Genomic DNA, 15877 nt, shown 5'->3' with positions numbered 1-15877 from the left:
TAGGTGGGCGGTCGTTACTTTGTCACAGATTTCATACAGAAAAATGATTATGCCTAAATTGAATCAATGTTTAAATCAAAATCGATTTGAAATATTTTTTAGAAATATGACCGCTTGTTTTGCGTGGTTGGTGTTTCTTTTACTTGCTGCAATTATGATTTCGTTATTTATAGAAAGTTGGCCAAGTATCAAAAAGTTTGGTGTGAGCTTTTTATTGGATAGCGAGTGGGACCCAGTGCAGAACCAGTACGGAGCGTTAATGCCTGTTCTCGGTACATTAATCACTTCCTTTTTAGCATTGATGATTGCCGTACCGATTTCATTTGGGATTGCCGTATTTATCAACGAACTTTCGCCACAATGGTTAAAACGCCCGATTGGTACAGCCGTTGAAATGTTAGCCGCTATTCCTTCGATTATTTATGGTATGTGGGGCTTGTTTGTATTCGTCCCGTTATTCCAAGAATATGTTCAACCAACAATGATCGAATGGTTGGGTGATTTGCCTATACTTGAATATGTATTTTCAGGTGCCCCCTTTGGTATTGGCTTATTTACTGCGGGCTTAGTGCTTGCCATTATGATTATTCCGTTCATCGCATCAATGATGCGTGATGTTTTTTCTATTGTGCCGCCTATGTTGAAAGAAAGTGCCTACGGATTAGGTTCAACCCGTTGGGAAGTGCTCTGGAAAGTCGTGCTACCTTATACCAAAACAGGGCTTATCGGCAGCATTATGTTAGGGTTCGGACGTGCATTGGGCGAAACAATGGCGGTCACTTTTGTGATTGGTAATGCTTTCCAAATACCCAATTCATTATTCTCGCCTTCGGTGTCTATTGCTTCAGCTATTGCAAATGAATTTAATGAAGCCTCAGGCTTACAAAAATCGGCGTTAATTGAATTAGGTTTAGTTCTTTTCTTTATTACCTCCATAGTACTAGCCATTTCTCGCTTAATGATTTTAAGAATGCAGCATAAGGAAGGAAAATAATGAAAAATTTACAAAACGCTCGTTTTTATAGACGCAAATGTTGTAACAGCATAATGCTAAGTTTAGCCTATATTGCGGTGGCTTTCGGTTTGTTTTGGCTTTGTTGGATTTTATATTCATTAGTTAGTCGAGGAATTCCAGGTCTTTCGCTAGAGCTTTTCACACAAATTACCCCAGCACCAAATGAGCAGGGCGGTTTAAGCAATGCGATTTTAGGCTCACTGCTTATTGTAGGAACAGGCACGCTTATCGGTACGCCTATTGGGATTTTAGCTGGCACGTATTTAGCGGAATATGGCAACTATAGCCGTTTGGCGAAAGTCACTCGTTTCCTTAATGATATATTGCTTTCTGCACCGTCAATTATTATCGGCTTGTTTGTGTACACGCTTTATGTGTCAAAAGTAGGGCATTTTTCTGGCTGGGCAGGTTCTTTAGCTTTAGCGTTATTGGTTATTCCCATTGTGGTGAGAACCACAGACAGTATGCTTAACCTTATTCCAAATAACCTGCGTGAAGCTGCAATTGCATTAGGTTGCCCTCAATGGAGAGTGATTGTGATGATTTGTTATCGTGCAGCAAAATCAGGAATTTTAACCGGCGTATTATTAGCGGTTGCTCGTATTTCAGGTGAAACAGCACCATTGCTATTTACTACATTATCTAACCAATTTATGTCTTGGGATATGAATGCACCAATGGCGAATTTACCTGTTGTGATTTATCAATATGCGGCAAGTCCGTTTACAGATTGGAATAATCTTGCGTGGGCAGGAGCGATTTTAATTACCCTATTCGTATTATGTATCAATGTGTTAGCCCGTGTTTTCTTACAACCCAAACAGAAATAATAAGGTGTTTAGAAATGAACATAGAACCAAAAATTTCAGTACAAAATCTTAATTTTTATTATGGCGATTTCCACGCTTTAAAAAATATCAACTTAAATATTGCAAAAAACAAAGTAACCGCATTTATTGGGCCTTCTGGTTGTGGTAAATCCACCTTATTGAGAACTTTTAACCGTATGTTTGAGCTTTACCCAAATCAAAGAGCGGAAGGCGAGATCAATTTAGATGGCGAAAATCTATTAACCACCGAGACAGATATTTCGATTATTCGTGCAAAAGTGGGGATGGTATTCCAAAAACCAACGCCATTTCCTATGTCAATTTATGACAACATCGCCTTTGGCATTCGTTTATTTGAGAAATTATCAAAGCAAGAGATGAATGAGCGAGTAGAATGGGCTCTAACCAAAGCCGCTTTATGGAATGAAGTAAAAAATAAGTTACACCAAAGTGGCGATAGTCTATCGGGCGGACAACAGCAACGTTTATGTATTGCCAGAGCGATTGCTATCAAACCTGATGTTTTATTGTTAGACGAGCCCTGTTCGGCACTAGACCCCATTTCTACAATGAAGATTGAAGCCTTGATTACTGAACTCAAGCAAGATTATACTGTGGCAATGGTAACGCACAATATGCAACAAGCTGCACGTTGTTCCGATTACACCGCATTTATGTACTTGGGCGAGCTAGTGGAATTTGGCGAAACGACACAAATTTTTAGCCAACCCAAAATTTCACGTACGGCAGATTATATTCAGGGCAAAATGGGCTAGTTAATTCAATTAATGCAGTGTTAATATCAATTTCACTGCATTTCTTCTATTGGAGTATGGATAATGAGCAGAAGCATTTTAGTGGTAGAAGATGAACGTGGCATTCGTGAGATGATTAGTCTTTTTCTAATGCAACATCAATATAATGTCATTGAAGCAGAAGATTACCAAAGTGCAGTGAAAAAACTTGCCGAAAAACCACAATTGGTTTTATTAGATTGGATGTTACCGGGACGTTCTGGGGTTCAACTTATTGAATATATGAAAAAGCACGAAGACATAGCCCAAATTCCTGTGATTATGCTCACGGCTCGTAGTGCAGAAGAAGATTGTATTACCTGCTTAAACGCTGGAGCAGATGATTATGTTATCAAACCTTTCTCTCCCAAAGTGTTATTGGCTCGGATTGAAGCTGTGTGGCGAAGAATTTACGAGCAAACCGTGCAAATTATTCAAATAGGTGATTTAACGTTAGATGAAAATGCCCAGCGAGTTTTTTATCAATCGGAACAAATCCATTTAAGTCATACAGAATTCAAATTACTCCATTTTTTTATGGCACACCCAGAAAAAGTGTACTCCCGCGAACAGTTATTAAATCGAATTTGGGGCGATGATTTAGATGTAGAAGACAGAACGGTTGATAGTTATATCCGCCGCTTACGCCGTAGCCTTGAGGCTTGCCAATGTGATAGCTATGTGCAAACAGTAAGAGGAAGTGGCTATCGTTTTTCTCAACATATTCAAGGTGAGTGATGAAAAAACTACTTAACTTGTTAGCAGAACTGATTTTAGCGATTACCATCGCTTTTATTTTTAGCTTATTTGGCTTGGATATCAGCACTTGGTTGATTGTTATTTTTGTGGGCTTATTGATATGGCATCACATCACGGAACACCGCTTACTTCAAACCCTCAATCCGAAAAGTAAGAAAGAGCTAGAGCTGATTAATTAGAAAATTTTTCTCAAACCATTGCTTATTATCGGAATAAAAATAAGAAAGAGAAATTTGAGAATTTACGCCTGCTGTCTAAATTAAATAAAAATATCCAATATTTACCTGATGCGATTATGGTTTCACAAGCAGATGGCGAACTTGTTTGGTGTAATCAAGCCGCTCAAAAAATGTTTGATTTCTATTGGCATAAAAAAACGCAAAAAAATATTCTTAATGTGATTTTTTACAAACAATTTAAGCACTATTTTACCCAACCTAAAAAAAGCCGACCGCTTGTGTTATTAACGTATAACGAACGTTATATTGAAATTCACATTCATCAATATGACCCAGAAACCTTGCTGATTATCGGGCGTGATATTACAGAAATGATAAAGTTGCTAGGTTCCAGACAAACATTTTTAAGTAATATTAACCACGAATTAAGAACGCCACTCACGGTTTTGCAAGGCTATTTAGAAATATTAGCTGATCAACCTATACAAAGTTTGCTACAAGAAAAAGCGATAAAAGCGATGCAAGAGCAGAGCTTGAGAATGACGAATTTATTACAGCAGCTAAATATGCTGGCAAAGATTGAAACTTCATCAAATAAAGATCACCAACTGTTTGATATGTCTGCAATGATTCTTTCACTTAAAAAAGATGCAGAAATTTTAAATACATATTCACATCAAATCAGCTTTGATATTCAGCGAAATGTAGAAATATTCGGTAATGAGCACCAGCTACATAGTGTAGTGTCTAATTTAATTTATAATTCAATTAAACATGCTGGGCAGGCTTGCCATATTGAAATCAGCTGGAAACCTTGCGAGCAAGGTATGAAATTTGAAGTAAAGGACGATGGAATCGGCATTCCTGAAATCCACTTGCCACATTTAACCGAACGTTTTTATCGAGTTGACGAATCCCGAAGTAAAAAGACTGGCGGCAGTGGTTTAGGGCTGGCAATAGTGAAGCACGCATTAGAGCAACACGGCTCAACACTCAACATTATCAGCAAAGAAGGCGAGGGGAGCCGTTTTTCTTTTGTACTGAAATCCGCATAATGCTCCCATAATGGTTAGAAATTATCTTTTTTCTTCCGAAGTGCAATAAATTCTTGTAAATCGACCGCTTGCATAAATGGATTAACTTGCATTTCAAGCCTAATGGTAGTAGGTAGAGTGGGCTTATTTTGAGAACGTAGAATATCAACTTGTTCTTGATATTCTGCGAGAGTGCAACTTGTGGGTAACACAGCTTCGGCAAATTTTAAATTGCTCTTAGTATATTCGTGGGCTGGATAGGCTTTAACCGAGTCAGGCAGATTTTTAAAGCGTTGTAATGCATCAAATTGTGCTTGATAATCGCCCGTGAAAACACGTCCGCAGCCGCCAGAGAATAACGCATCGCCACAAAATAGATAATCATATCCAAATAAATAGCTAATATGCCCTGCGGTATGTCCCGCACTCTCTATAATTTGCACCTCATAACCAAACAATTTTATATGTTGCTCTGGCGAAACAATCATATTGGCAAATTCGGTGGCTTCTTGCGGGCCATAAATAGGTATATTCGGGTATTTCTCAACAATGCCTGCCACACCATCGGTGTGATCGTTATGATTATGTGTGAGTAATATAGCGGTCAAATTTAGCGAATTATTTGCAATAAAATCTAAAACAGGCTGATGTTCTGACGGATCAACAATAATCACATCTTGAGCCTGACGAATAGCCCAAATATAGTTGTCGCTTAATGCAGGAATAGGGGTAATCTGGAGCATAATGTTCTCCTGATAAGATGATTAGATAAAAGGGTGGGGCGTTACCAGCAGCTCTCGGCACACAGAAATTTCAACCCAGACTGCTTTCTTCCGAACCTGATCAAGTAAGCTGAACACCGTTGCGAGGAACCAATAACGCCCCATCGGATTACGCTGATTGCGTAAGGCTTGCTATTATAGATAAATTTAAAAATAAGGCAAGGTAGAATTTTACAAGCGGTTATTTTCTGGTTGAAATTTGTCAATTTTTGCAAAAATATGACCGCTTATCATCAGTTATGCTTTTAATAACAATGCCACCGCTTCACAAGCAATACCTTCTCCACGCCCAGTAAAGCCCAACTTTTCCGTTGTAGAGGCTTTTACATTCACTTGTGCAATATCGCATTTCAAATCATCGGCAATCACTTGACGCATTTTATCAATGTGCGGTCGCATTTTCGGTGCTTGGGCGATAATGGTTACATCCACATTTCCCACCTTGTAGCCTTGTTCTTGTACTTGACGATAGGCTTCAATCAACAAACCTCGACTGTCCGCATTTTTATATTGCATATCGGTATCTGGAAAAAGTTTGCCAATATCGCCTAAGGCGATTGCACCGAGTAACGCATCCGTTAAGGCGTGTAGAGCAACATCGCCATCACTGTGGGCGATAAAGCCTGTATGGTAAGGCACTTCAACGCCTGCAATTATGAGTGGGCGGTCTTCACCGAAAGCGTGAACATCAAAACCGTGTCCGATTCGAATCATCTTATTCTCCAAATTTATAAACTAGGGCTATGTGTGAGATAAAATTCCGCCAAGGCTAAATCTTCAGGGCGGGTAATTTTCAAATTATCGCTTCTGCCAGAAATCAGCTGTGGTGAATAACCAGAAAGCTCCATTGCAGAGGCTTCGTCTGTGACATTTTGTCCTTTTTCAAAGGCGGATTGCAGCGCTTTCTTTAAGCGATCTGCGGGAAAAAATTGCGGTGTGAAAGCCTGCCAAAGGGTTGTTCTATCTTCCGTGTGTAGAATCTGCGTGCTGTGAGCTCTTTTGATCGTATCTACCACTGGGGTGGCTAGAATGCCGCCTTGTTGATCTTCAATTTGCAAAATTTTGTCTAAATCTGACCGCTTGAGACAAGGGCGTGCGGCATCGTGAACTAATGCCCACGCGGTTTCATTTTCAATCTGGCAGAGGGCATTGAATACGGAGTTTGCTCGGGTTTTGCCACCAAAGACGATTTGTACTTTATCTGATTTCAGCAGGGCAATGTTGGCATAGAAAGGATCATCTTTTGCCACCGCTACAATCACTTTGTGAATTTGTGGATGATCAATAAAAAGCGAAACCGTATGCTCTAATACGGTTTTCCCTTTTAATGTTAAATATTGTTTAGGTTTGTCTGCCTGCATTCGGCTACCAATGCCAGAGGCTGGAATAACAGCAATAATTTCTCTCATCATAAACCTATTATTTATTTTACTTTCGGTACAATGCGGTAGAACATTTCATTCTCTTTTACCATTTCACGCTCAAGTCTGGCACGTTCTTCAAGTGCATCTACACCATTTTTTAGATCGTAAATTTCTGCTTCAATGAGTTTATTCCGAGCGGTCAATTTAGCATTTTCTTCTTTTAATTGTGCGACTTCTGCTTGAACATCTTGATAATCCGTCCAGCCGTTTTTGCCAAACCAAAAGCTATATTGGAAAAAAACGAGTAGAAGGGCAAAAAAAATAATCAATAAACGCATTTAGTTCTCTTTGTTTAAACTATAAATACAAGCGGTCTGATTTTACCTTGAATTTGCAAAAAGTCCAACCAAACGCTTGTTTTGAATATGCTTAAGTTAATAGTAAATGTTGATATAACGCAAAAAAACGTTTGAGCAATTTTCAAAAGTTTGAAGTATGTAACATTTTTTCTATTTCATTTCGGTATAATAGGCTGAGTTAAATTTTTATAACTATTATGAGGTAATTACTATGTTAAATCGTATTGAACAAGAACTTGCAGACTTAGGCATTACAAACGTGAAAGAAATTGTGCGTAATCCTAGCTATGAGCAACTATTTCAAGAAGAATTGAACTCAAATCTTCAAGGTTATGAAAAAGGTGTTTTAACAAATTTAGGGGCGGTAGCGGTTGATACTGGTATTTTTACTGGGCGTTCGCCGAAAGATAAATATATTGTGTTAGATGAAATCACAAAAGATACTATTTGGTGGACATCTGAGGCGGCTAAAAATGACAATAAGCCAATGAATCAATCAACGTGGAAAAGTTTAAAAAGTTTAGTGACCGATGAGCTTTCTAACAAACGCTTATTTATTATTGATGCGTTTTGTGGGGCAAGCACTAAACATCGTATTAATGTACGCATTATTACACAAGTAGCGTGGCAGGCACACTTTGTGAAAAATATGTTTATTCGTCCAACGGAAGAAGAATTAAAAGATTTTAAGCCTGATTTTGTTGTCATCAATGGCTCTAAAGTGACCAATCCGAATTGGAAAACACAAGGCTTAAATTCGGAAAACTTTGTGGCGTTTAATATCACAGAAGGTATCCAAATTATTGGTGGTACTTGGTACGGTGGTGAGATGAAAAAAGGTATATTCTCAATGATGAATTACTTCTTACCACGTAAAGGTGTTGCTTCAATGCACTGTTCGGCAAATGTTGGTGAAGAGGGCGATGTGGCAATATTTTTCGGTTTATCTGGTACAGGTAAAACAACATTATCAACAGACCCAAAACGTAAATTAATTGGTGATGATGAGCACGGTTGGGACGAAAACGGCGTATTCAATTACGAAGGCGGTTGTTATGCGAAAACTATCAATCTGTCTATCGAAAATGAGCCAGATATTTATCGTGCAATTCGCCGTGATGCGTTACTAGAAAATGTGGTTGTGCGTGAAGATGGCGTAATTGATTTTGATGATAAATCGAAAACAGAAAATACGCGTGTAAGTTATCCAATTTATCATATTGATAATGTTGTTGTGCCGTCAAAGGCAGGGCACGCCCAAAAAGTGATTTTCTTAACCGCTGATGCATTTGGGGTGTTACCACCTGTATCTAAACTCACGCCAGAGCAAACAAAATACTACTTTTTATCTGGTTTCACTGCAAAATTAGCTGGTACAGAGCGTGGTATTACTGAGCCAACCCCAACATTCTCAGCGTGTTTTGGTGCAGCATTCTTATCGCTTCATCCAACACAATATGCTGAAGTGTTGGTAAAACGAATGGAAGCAGCTGGTGCTGAAGCGTATTTAGTCAATACAGGTTGGAATGGCTCGGGTAAACGTATTTCAATTAAGGATACTCGCGGTATTATTGATGCGATTTTAGATGGCTCAATTGAAAAGGCAGAAATGGGGAAATTGCCAATTTTTGATTTAGCCATTCCAACAGCGTTGTCAGGCGTTGATAGTAATATTTTAGACCCTCGCAATACTTATGAAGATAAGTTACAATGGCAGACCAAAGCGGAGGATTTAGCAGAAAAATTTGTCAAAAACTTCGAAAAATATGCAACTAATGAAGAAGGCAAAGCATTAATTGTAGCAGGTCCAAAATTATAATTTGTAATTAACAGTAATTAGAAACTCAAGGACTAAATCTTTTTAAAGGTTTAGTCTTTTTTTATAAAGGAGTATTTTAGTATGACAACCTTCCAATTAAGGTTAAAATCCAAAGATGAACTGATGCCACACCCAACAACGCAGTATTGGCGAAAATGCCAAGTGGAAGAGCTATTTGATATGCCGTTTATGGATTTAGTATTTAAAGCAGCACAAATTCATCGTGAAAATTTTGATGCTAATGCAATCCAACTTTCTACTTTGCTTTCAATTAAAACGGGTGGTTGTCCAGAAGATTGTGAATATTGCCCACAATCTGCTCGCTATAATACTGGCTTAGAAAAGCAAACTATGTTGGATATTGAAACTATTATTGAAAAAGCCAAAATTGCGAAAGAAAGGGGAGCAAGCCGTTTTTGTATGGGAGCTGCTTGGCGAGGACCAAAACCAAAAGATATTAAAGTGGTGTCTGAAATTGTAAATGCTGTAAAATCATTGGGTTTAGAAACCTGCGGTACTTTTGGGATGCTGGAAGACGGAATGGCGGAAGAATTAAAAGAAGCAGGTTTAGATTATTATAACCATAATTTAGATACCGATCCTGAACGTTATAATCAAATTATTCACACACGCAATCACGAAGATCGTATGGATACCTTAGGTAAAGTACGTAATGCTGGCTTAAAAGTATGTTGTGGGGGGATTGTTGGTATGAATGAAACCCGACCAGAACGAGCAGGGCTGATAGCCAGTCTTGCTAATCTTGAACCACAACCAGAAAGCGTGCCGATTAACCAACTTATCAAAGTAGAAGGAACTCCACTTTCTGATGCACAAGATTTAGATTGGACAGAATTTGTTCGCACAATTGCCGTGGCAAGAATTACTATGCCACATAGTTTTGTCCGACTTTCAGCGGGTCGAACGGCAATGCCTGAGGCAATGCAGGCCCTTTGCTTTATGGCGGGAGCTAATTCTATTTTTTATGGCGATAAATTGCTCACCACAGAAAATCCTGAGGAAGATTCTGATCGTAAATTAATGGAGAAGTTAAATTTATATCCGTTACAGTATGAGCGTAATGATTAACTTATCTTACAAGCGGTCAATTATTCATCATTTTTTGCAAAATACATCTTGTATAGAAGGGGGCTTTCATTTGTGAAGCGCCTTTTTCTGTAAACGTCTTTGCTTAAAAAAATCGCTGATCTTTTGGCTACATTCTTTACTGAGCACATTACCCTGCACTTCTAAAAAATGGTTCATTTTATAATCTTCAAACAGATGATAACGTGAACCTACAGCACCTGTTTTATAATCACTGGCGCCAAAAACTAATCGCCCAATTCGGCTATGCAAAATAGCCCCAGCACACATAGGACAAGGCTCAAGCGTAACATACAGCGTGCAATCTAATAAGCGATAATTGTGAATGGCTTGCCCTGCTTGGCGAATCGCTTGCATTTCAGCGTGGGCTGAGGGGTCTGAAAGTTGGATGGTTTGATTCCAGCCTTTGCCAATAATATTTTGATTTTTATCCACTAAAACTGCCCCAACGGGAATTTCGCCTTTTGTTTCGGCTAAATCTGCCAAATCTAAAGCATATTGCATAAAGGCGATATCCTGTTCGGAAATATCCGTTGAGCAGGATATTTGATTAGGTTTTATAAACATATTTGCAAAAAAATATAAAAAAAGAACCGCTTGTAAATCGCATTATTTAAATTAAAAAATGCCCCATATTGGGGCATTATCTAATTAGTCACGGCGAGCCCGTTTTTCGTTAAAACGTTTTTCTTTAAAGCCGCCTTTTCTATCCTTATTAAAGCCACTATCACGGCGAGGACCTCGCTCACGGCGATCATCTCTGCTACGTCGGTCAGGATTGCTATTACTTGCACTGTTCGCGGGCCCTAACAGGCTCATTTGCATAGGTTTACTTAACACTCTGGCTTTATGTGTAAAGTGTTGTACTAACTGGTTTGGCATACCTTGTGGTAATTCAATGGTAGAGTAGGTGTCGTATAATTTGATATGACCAATATAACGACTACTGATATCCCCTTCATTTGCAATCGCACCAACAATATGACGTACTTCTACGCCATCTTCACGACCAAGCTCAATACGATATAAATCCATCGCAACATTTGTGCCTTGACGTTCTTCACGGCCATTTCTACGCTCATTTCTGTCATTGCGATCACGCCCACGCCCATTTTCTGAACGAGCGGCACGAATAACAGGATCAGGAGGAAGGATTAATTTTTGTTTTTCTTGCAATAACATCATCATTGCAGCTGCTAATTCTTCGTGATCTTGATCTGCTGTGAATAAGTCTTCTAGTAATTCACGGTATTTTTCTAAATCGTGGTGTTCTAGCTGTTTAGAAATTCGAGCTTTGAATTTCTCACGACGTTTTTCCATTAATGTTTCGTGATTTGGGATCGGTACTTCATTAATTGGTTTTTTGATTAAATGTTCAATATTGCGTAGTAAGCGGCGTTCGCGAGGCTCAACAAATAATAATGCACGACCTGAGCGACCAGCACGACCAGTACGACCAATACGGTGAACATAAGATTCTTCTTCAAGCGGAATATCATAGTTTATGACAAGGCTGATACGCTCAATATCAATACCACGAGCTGCAACATCTGTTGCGACTAAAATATCTAAGCGACCTGAACGAAGTTTTTCTAATGTTTGTTCACGAGCTTGTTGGGTCATATCACCATTTAATGCAGCGGTGCGATAGCCATTACGTTCACATAATTCTGTAATATCAATTGTACCTGTTTTGGTGCGAGTAAAGATGATAGCGGCATCAAACTCTTCTACCTCTAAGAAACGTAATAACGCATCATTTTTACGGAAGCCGTTTACTAACCAATAGCTTTGCTCAATATCTGGTGCAGAGCGTTCTGTCGCCTTAATTTTTACTTCTTGTGGATCATTCATAAAGCGACGAGTAATACGGCGAATTGGCTCAGGCATTGTTGCAGAGAATAATGCAGTTTGATGATTTTCTGGTAGCTCAGCCATAACAGTTTCAACATCGTCAATAAAGCCCATACGGAGCATTTCATCAGCTTCATCTAACACGATAAATTTTAATTCAGATAAATCTAAAGTACCACGACGGATATGGTCAAGAATACGACCTGGTGTACCCACAACGACTTGTGAGCCTTGTTTTAAGGCACGAAGTTGAATGTCATAGCGTTGTCCACCATAGACAGTTACAATACGAACACCTTTCATATTTTTAGAAAATTGTTCACAAGCATCAGCAACTTGGATCGCAAGCTCACGGGTTGGAGCCATTACTAGCATTTGTGGATGGCGTTGAGTTGGGTCTATTTGTGCAAGTAAAGGTAAAGAGAAGGCAGCTGTTTTTCCACTACCTGTTTGAGCCATACCAAGCACATCACGCCCAGCTAATAAATGAGGAATACATTCTTGTTGAATAGGCGATGGGTTTACAAATCCCATATCATTTACAGCATCAAGAATAGGTTGAGGTAAGCCTAAGTCGGCGAAAGTTAAAGATTCAGTTGTCATAAAAAACCATTATTTAGGAAAGCATAATATAGAAAATAAGATTAATTTCTGTATTTGCATTCAATGAAAATTATATTGTTGAAATCTAGGTAGAAAATGAAATAACAAAGCAAGTGGTGCCTTAAAAATCCCCTGAGTATACGTAGCAGTTAATTTTATAAAATTAACCGCTTGTCTGTTCTAATTTTCCCTATTCAACAATGGGCGTTGTTTGAGTCATACCACGAATTTGTGATAGTTCAAACAGGGCAAAACGATACTCAACGAAGTTAAACACTTGATTTGCTAAAGCAAGGCGGAAGAGGCTAACTGCCTCATCTTTATGATCTAATTTGAGTTGTTGTTTTGCTAAATAGAAATACGTTTCTGTTAGTATTTCTGCATATTGTGAGCTATTTTCCTTAGCTTCGGAATCCATTATAGCACGAAGTTGAGCTAAATTTAGCTTACCTAAAAAATAATTTACAATATTTGTTCCCCAATAATCTGGAGAAAGAGCATTAGCTCTCTTTTGTAAATTATTTTTAGCGTTTTCTGGTGTAAGTTCTAACTCGTTAAAATAGAGCCATAACACCCGATAAGGATCTTTTTTATCTTCTTCATAAAAACGTAGTAAGTCACGCTGTGCTTCAGAATAGCGGCTGCTATAGTAGAACGCTAACCCACGATTTAGATAAGTATAACTATATTCGTTATCTAACTCTAATACCGCATTAAATGCATCAATAGAGCTGTCATAATCGCCTTCTAAAAGCAGATATAATCCCATATAGTTATAAGCTGCTGCCATTCGTTGATTAATTGAGATAGCTTGAGCAAAATCATAACGGGCCAATGACCATAATCCCAAGCTGTCATAAATCACACCTCTTTCAAAATAAAGGTCTGCTTGTTCAGAGGGCGTTAATTCGGCTTCTTCCAATACCTGACTAAGCCTTACCATCATCGCTTCTTGTTCAAAACGAAATTGTGGATTAAGTTCTGATAATGCTAAATTTTTAATCGAAACTAAATCTGAGTAACGACTAGCACAGCCAGTTAGTATTAAAATAGATACTAAATTAAGTAAAAAGAAGCGGATTCGAAACAACTTAAACAGCTGTGCCATTACAGAATATCCTTATTAAGGCGCTAAAAACTGAATAACAGACAAGACAAGTCTGTTATTCACCTTTATATGTAGAGCTAGATATTTTCTTGCTCTGTGGTAACAATATCTTCAGATACAGTTTCTTCCATATTTTTTTCTGAGTTAGTGTTGTTAAGATCTTTCATCGTTAAACGAATACGTCCTTGACGATCGATTTCTACCACTTTCACCTGTACTTCTTGACCAACTTGTAGGTAATCTGCAACACGCTCTACACGTTCGTTAGTAATTTGTGAAATGTGAACCAATCCCTCTTTACCACCAAGAATTGATACGAATGCACCAAAATCAACCACACGGGTGACTTTACCATTGTAGATTTGGTTTACTTCAACTTCTGCTACGATCTCTTCGATGCGTTCCATTACTGCTTTCGCCGCGTTACCGTCAGTGGCTGCAATTTTCACGGTACCATCATCATCAATATCGATTGAAGTGTTGGTTTCTTCGGTTAAGGCACGGATTGTTGCACCGCCTTTACCAATCACATCTTTGATTTTCTTCGGATCGATCTTCATTGTGTGAATACGTGGTGCATAGTCAGAAATATCTTCTCTAGGTGCAGGGATTGCTTGTTCCATTACTCCTAAAATGTGCATTCTTGCACCTTTTGCTTGGTTTAATGCAATACGCATAATTTCTGGCGTAATACCTTCGATTTTGATGTCCATTTGAAGTGCGGTTACACCAGTACGTGTACCTGCTACTTTAAAGTCCATATCACCTAAGTGGTCTTCATCACCTAAGATATCTGAAAGTACGACAAATTTATCTTCTTCTTTTACAAGTCCCATTGCTATACCTGCAACAGCTGCTTTAATTGGTACGCCCGCATCCATTAATGCTAATGATGCACCACACACAGATGCCATTGAAGAAGAACCATTCGACTCAGTAATTTCCGAGACCACTCGCACAACATACGGAAACTCTTCTGCTGTTGGCATTACCGCTAATACGCCACGTTTCGCTAAGCGACCATGACCGATTTCTCGACGTTTTGGCGATCCGATACGACCAGTTTCACCTACAGAGTATGGAGGGAAATTGTAGTGGAAGAGAAAGCGATCTGATTTTTCGCCAGTAAGCTCATCGATTGTTTGTGCATCACGTTCAGTCCCTAAAGTTGCTACAGCCAATGCTTGAGTTTCACCACGGGTGAACAATGCTGAGCCGTGAGTTCTTGGTAATACACCTGTACAGATGTCTAACGCTCGTACAGTATCTACAGTTCGACCATCAATACGCGGTTCACCTGCGATAATACGGCTACGTACGATTTGGCTTTCTAATTCATTGATAATGTCGTTAATTGCGTTTTCTGAAATTGTTTCATCTGCTGTTGTGATCTGAGCAATAACATCTGCTTTAATTGCATCAATTTGCTCGTAACGAGCTTGTTTTTCAGTAATGCGATAAGCATCACCAATGCGGCCTTCTGCTAACGCTTTTACTTTGTTGATTAAATCGGTATTTGGAGCTGGAGCAGTCCAATCCCAGCGTGGTTTGCCAGCCTCCGCAACGAACGCTTTAATGTTCTCAATCACCACTTGTTGTTGCTGATGACCGAACACTACCGCAGAAAGCATTTGCTCTTCGGTTAGAATATCCGCTTCAGATTCCACCATTAATACAGCTTTATCTGTGCCCGCAACTACCAAATCTAAACGGCTAAGTTTTTGTTCGCTGGTGGTAGGGTTTAATACAAATTGATCGTTAATGAAACCAACACGTGCTGCACCGATAGGACCATTAAATGGCACGCCAGATAAAGATAATGCGGCTGATGCACCGATCATTGCCACTAAATCAGGGCTGATTTGTGGGTTTACTGAGACCACCGTGGCAATTACTTGAATTTCGTTAAAGAAACCTTCAGGGAATAATGGGCGAACAGGGCGATCGATTAGGCGAGCAGTTAATGTTTCACCCTCAGATGGACGCCCTTCACGCTTGAAGAAACCGCCTGGAATTCGGCCCGCTGCATAAGTACGTTCTTGATAATCAACGGTTAATGGGAAGAAATCTTGACCTTCTTTCACCTCTTTTTTCGCCACAACAGTGACAAAAACGGTTGTGTCATCCATACTTGCCATTACGGCTGCGGTTGCTTGGCGTGCGATTGCACCCGTTTCTAAGGTTACGGTATGTTGGCCGTATTTAAATTGTTTAACAATTGGAGTCATTCTGTTTTCCTTTTAAAGAATTACTATTATATTTTTTGTTTT

The 15877-nt window shown here is 39.0% G+C and carries 14 protein-coding genes, 1 other RNA gene and 1 pseudogene; 7 read left to right on the top strand and 9 right to left on the bottom strand.

Translation table 11 applies throughout. The features are described 5' to 3' along the window. The first annotated feature begins 49 nt into the window (after positions 1 to 49). The 5 genes and pseudogenes from pstC to phoR all read left to right on the top strand — a co-directional run bounded on the left by pstC (position 50) and on the right by phoR (position 4632). Positions 50 to 994 (top strand): phosphate ABC transporter permease subunit PstC, encoded by a 945-nt coding sequence (gene pstC, locus GM698_RS00655; protein ID WP_209289472.1) that lies wholly within the window; start codon positions 50 to 52, stop codon positions 992 to 994. Then, positions 994 to 1845, top strand: coding sequence for a phosphate ABC transporter permease PstA (gene pstA, locus GM698_RS00650; protein ID WP_209289471.1), 852 nt, complete (start codon positions 994 to 996; stop codon positions 1843 to 1845). Before pstC ends, pstA begins: the two co-directional genes overlap by 1 nt. A 14-nt stretch (positions 1846 to 1859) precedes the next feature. Further along, positions 1860 to 2621, top strand: coding sequence for a phosphate ABC transporter ATP-binding protein PstB (gene pstB, locus GM698_RS00645; protein WP_159629661.1), 762 nt, complete (start codon positions 1860 to 1862; stop codon positions 2619 to 2621). 63 nt (positions 2622 to 2684) lie between these two features. Then, complete coding sequence (gene phoB, locus GM698_RS00640; RefSeq protein ID WP_209289470.1) at positions 2685 to 3377, top strand: phosphate regulon transcriptional regulator PhoB; 693 nt, start codon at positions 2685 to 2687, stop codon at positions 3375 to 3377. Then, positions 3377 to 4632 (top strand): annotated as a pseudogene (phoR, locus tag GM698_RS00635) (phosphate regulon sensor histidine kinase PhoR). The gene phoB and the pseudogene phoR overlap by 1 nt, the downstream one beginning before the upstream one ends. Positions 4633 to 4646: 14 nt before the next feature. Here phoR and gloB read toward each other — a convergent pair. From gloB to ftsB, 5 genes are all read right to left on the bottom strand, one after another. Further along, positions 4647 to 5354 (bottom strand): hydroxyacylglutathione hydrolase, encoded by a 708-nt coding sequence (gene gloB, locus GM698_RS00630; protein ID WP_176809886.1) that lies wholly within the window; start codon positions 5352 to 5354, stop codon positions 4647 to 4649. A gap of 38 nt (positions 5355 to 5392) precedes the next feature. Then, an RNA gene (gene ffs / locus GM698_RS00625) (signal recognition particle sRNA small type) lies at positions 5393 to 5490 on the bottom strand. A gap of 140 nt (positions 5491 to 5630) precedes the next feature. Further along, entirely contained in the window at positions 5631 to 6107 is a 477-nt protein-coding gene (gene ispF / locus GM698_RS00620) for a 2-C-methyl-D-erythritol 2,4-cyclodiphosphate synthase (protein ID WP_209289469.1), read from the bottom strand. A gap of 14 nt (positions 6108 to 6121) precedes the next feature. Next, the gene (gene ispD / locus GM698_RS00615) at positions 6122 to 6805 is read right to left on the bottom strand and encodes a 2-C-methyl-D-erythritol 4-phosphate cytidylyltransferase (protein WP_176809892.1); all 684 of its coding nucleotides are present in this window, start codon (positions 6803 to 6805) and stop codon (positions 6122 to 6124) included. A gap of 11 nt (positions 6806 to 6816) precedes the next feature. After that, a complete protein-coding gene (ftsB, locus tag GM698_RS00610; protein WP_159629674.1) occupies positions 6817 to 7095 on the bottom strand; it encodes a cell division protein FtsB in 279 nt (92 codons plus the stop codon). Positions 7096 to 7327: 232 nt separating this feature from the next. On the opposite strand from ftsB, the gene pckA reads away from it, so the two are divergent. Further along, on the top strand, positions 7328 to 8935 hold the full coding sequence (pckA, locus tag GM698_RS00605; RefSeq protein ID WP_371739899.1) for a phosphoenolpyruvate carboxykinase (ATP): 1608 nt from the start codon (positions 7328 to 7330) through the stop codon (positions 8933 to 8935). Between the two features lie 81 nt (positions 8936 to 9016). Beyond that, positions 9017 to 10024: a biotin synthase BioB gene (bioB, locus tag GM698_RS00600; protein ID WP_176809893.1), complete on the top strand. Its 1008-nt coding sequence runs from the start codon at positions 9017 to 9019 to the stop codon at positions 10022 to 10024. A gap of 66 nt (positions 10025 to 10090) precedes the next feature. On the opposite strand, the gene tadA is transcribed toward bioB, so the two are convergent. From tadA to pnp, 4 genes are all read right to left on the bottom strand, one after another. Further along, positions 10091 to 10609, bottom strand: a complete 519-nt coding sequence (tadA, locus tag GM698_RS00595; RefSeq protein WP_176809894.1) for a tRNA adenosine(34) deaminase TadA — start codon at positions 10607 to 10609, stop codon at positions 10091 to 10093. A gap of 84 nt (positions 10610 to 10693) precedes the next feature. Then, on the bottom strand, positions 10694 to 12499 hold the full coding sequence (locus GM698_RS00590) for a DEAD/DEAH box helicase (protein WP_176809895.1): 1806 nt from the start codon (positions 12497 to 12499) through the stop codon (positions 10694 to 10696). 190 nt (positions 12500 to 12689) lie between these two features. Further along, positions 12690 to 13607: a lipoprotein NlpI gene (gene nlpI, locus GM698_RS00585; RefSeq protein WP_209289468.1), complete on the bottom strand. Its 918-nt coding sequence runs from the start codon at positions 13605 to 13607 to the stop codon at positions 12690 to 12692. A gap of 77 nt (positions 13608 to 13684) precedes the next feature. Continuing rightward, positions 13685 to 15835: a polyribonucleotide nucleotidyltransferase gene (gene pnp / locus GM698_RS00580; protein ID WP_176812486.1), complete on the bottom strand. Its 2151-nt coding sequence runs from the start codon at positions 15833 to 15835 to the stop codon at positions 13685 to 13687. Positions 15836 to 15877 lie beyond the last annotated feature (42 nt).

Source organism: Mannheimia sp. ZY171111, assembly GCF_017750945.1.
GTDB lineage: Bacteria > Pseudomonadota > Gammaproteobacteria > Enterobacterales > Pasteurellaceae > Mannheimia > Mannheimia pernigra.
The sequence above is the reverse complement of the archived record's forward strand: the minus strand, read 5'-3'. Positions and strand labels throughout refer to the sequence as shown.

Bases quoted from the DNA above. Each gene is read 5' to 3' on its own strand.
- pnp (WP_176812486.1), bottom strand. From the start codon at position 15,835: ATGACTCCAATTGTTAAACAATTTAAATACGGCCAACATACCGTAACC.
- GM698_RS00590 (WP_176809895.1), bottom strand. From the start codon at position 12,499: ATGACAACTGAATCTTTAACTTTCGCCGACTTAGGCTTACCTCAACCT.
- gloB (WP_176809886.1), bottom strand. From the start codon at position 5,354: ATGCTCCAGATTACCCCTATTCCTGCATTAAGCGACAACTATATTTGG.
- pckA (WP_371739899.1), top strand. From the start codon at position 7,328: ATGTTAAATCGTATTGAACAAGAACTTGCAGACTTAGGCATTACAAAC.
- pstC (WP_209289472.1), top strand. From the start codon at position 50: ATGCCTAAATTGAATCAATGTTTAAATCAAAATCGATTTGAAATATTT.
- bioB (WP_176809893.1), top strand. From the start codon at position 9,017: ATGACAACCTTCCAATTAAGGTTAAAATCCAAAGATGAACTGATGCCA.
- ispD (WP_176809892.1), bottom strand. From the start codon at position 6,805: ATGATGAGAGAAATTATTGCTGTTATTCCAGCCTCTGGCATTGGTAGC.
- pstA (WP_209289471.1), top strand. From the start codon at position 994: ATGAAAAATTTACAAAACGCTCGTTTTTATAGACGCAAATGTTGTAAC.
- pstB (WP_159629661.1), top strand. From the start codon at position 1,860: ATGAACATAGAACCAAAAATTTCAGTACAAAATCTTAATTTTTATTAT.
- nlpI (WP_209289468.1), bottom strand. From the start codon at position 13,607: ATGGCACAGCTGTTTAAGTTGTTTCGAATCCGCTTCTTTTTACTTAAT.
- phoB (WP_209289470.1), top strand. From the start codon at position 2,685: ATGAGCAGAAGCATTTTAGTGGTAGAAGATGAACGTGGCATTCGTGAG.
- ispF (WP_209289469.1), bottom strand. From the start codon at position 6,107: ATGATTCGAATCGGACACGGTTTTGATGTTCACGCTTTCGGTGAAGAC.
- tadA (WP_176809894.1), bottom strand. From the start codon at position 10,609: ATGTTTATAAAACCTAATCAAATATCCTGCTCAACGGATATTTCCGAA.
- ftsB (WP_159629674.1), bottom strand. From the start codon at position 7,095: ATGCGTTTATTGATTATTTTTTTTGCCCTTCTACTCGTTTTTTTCCAA.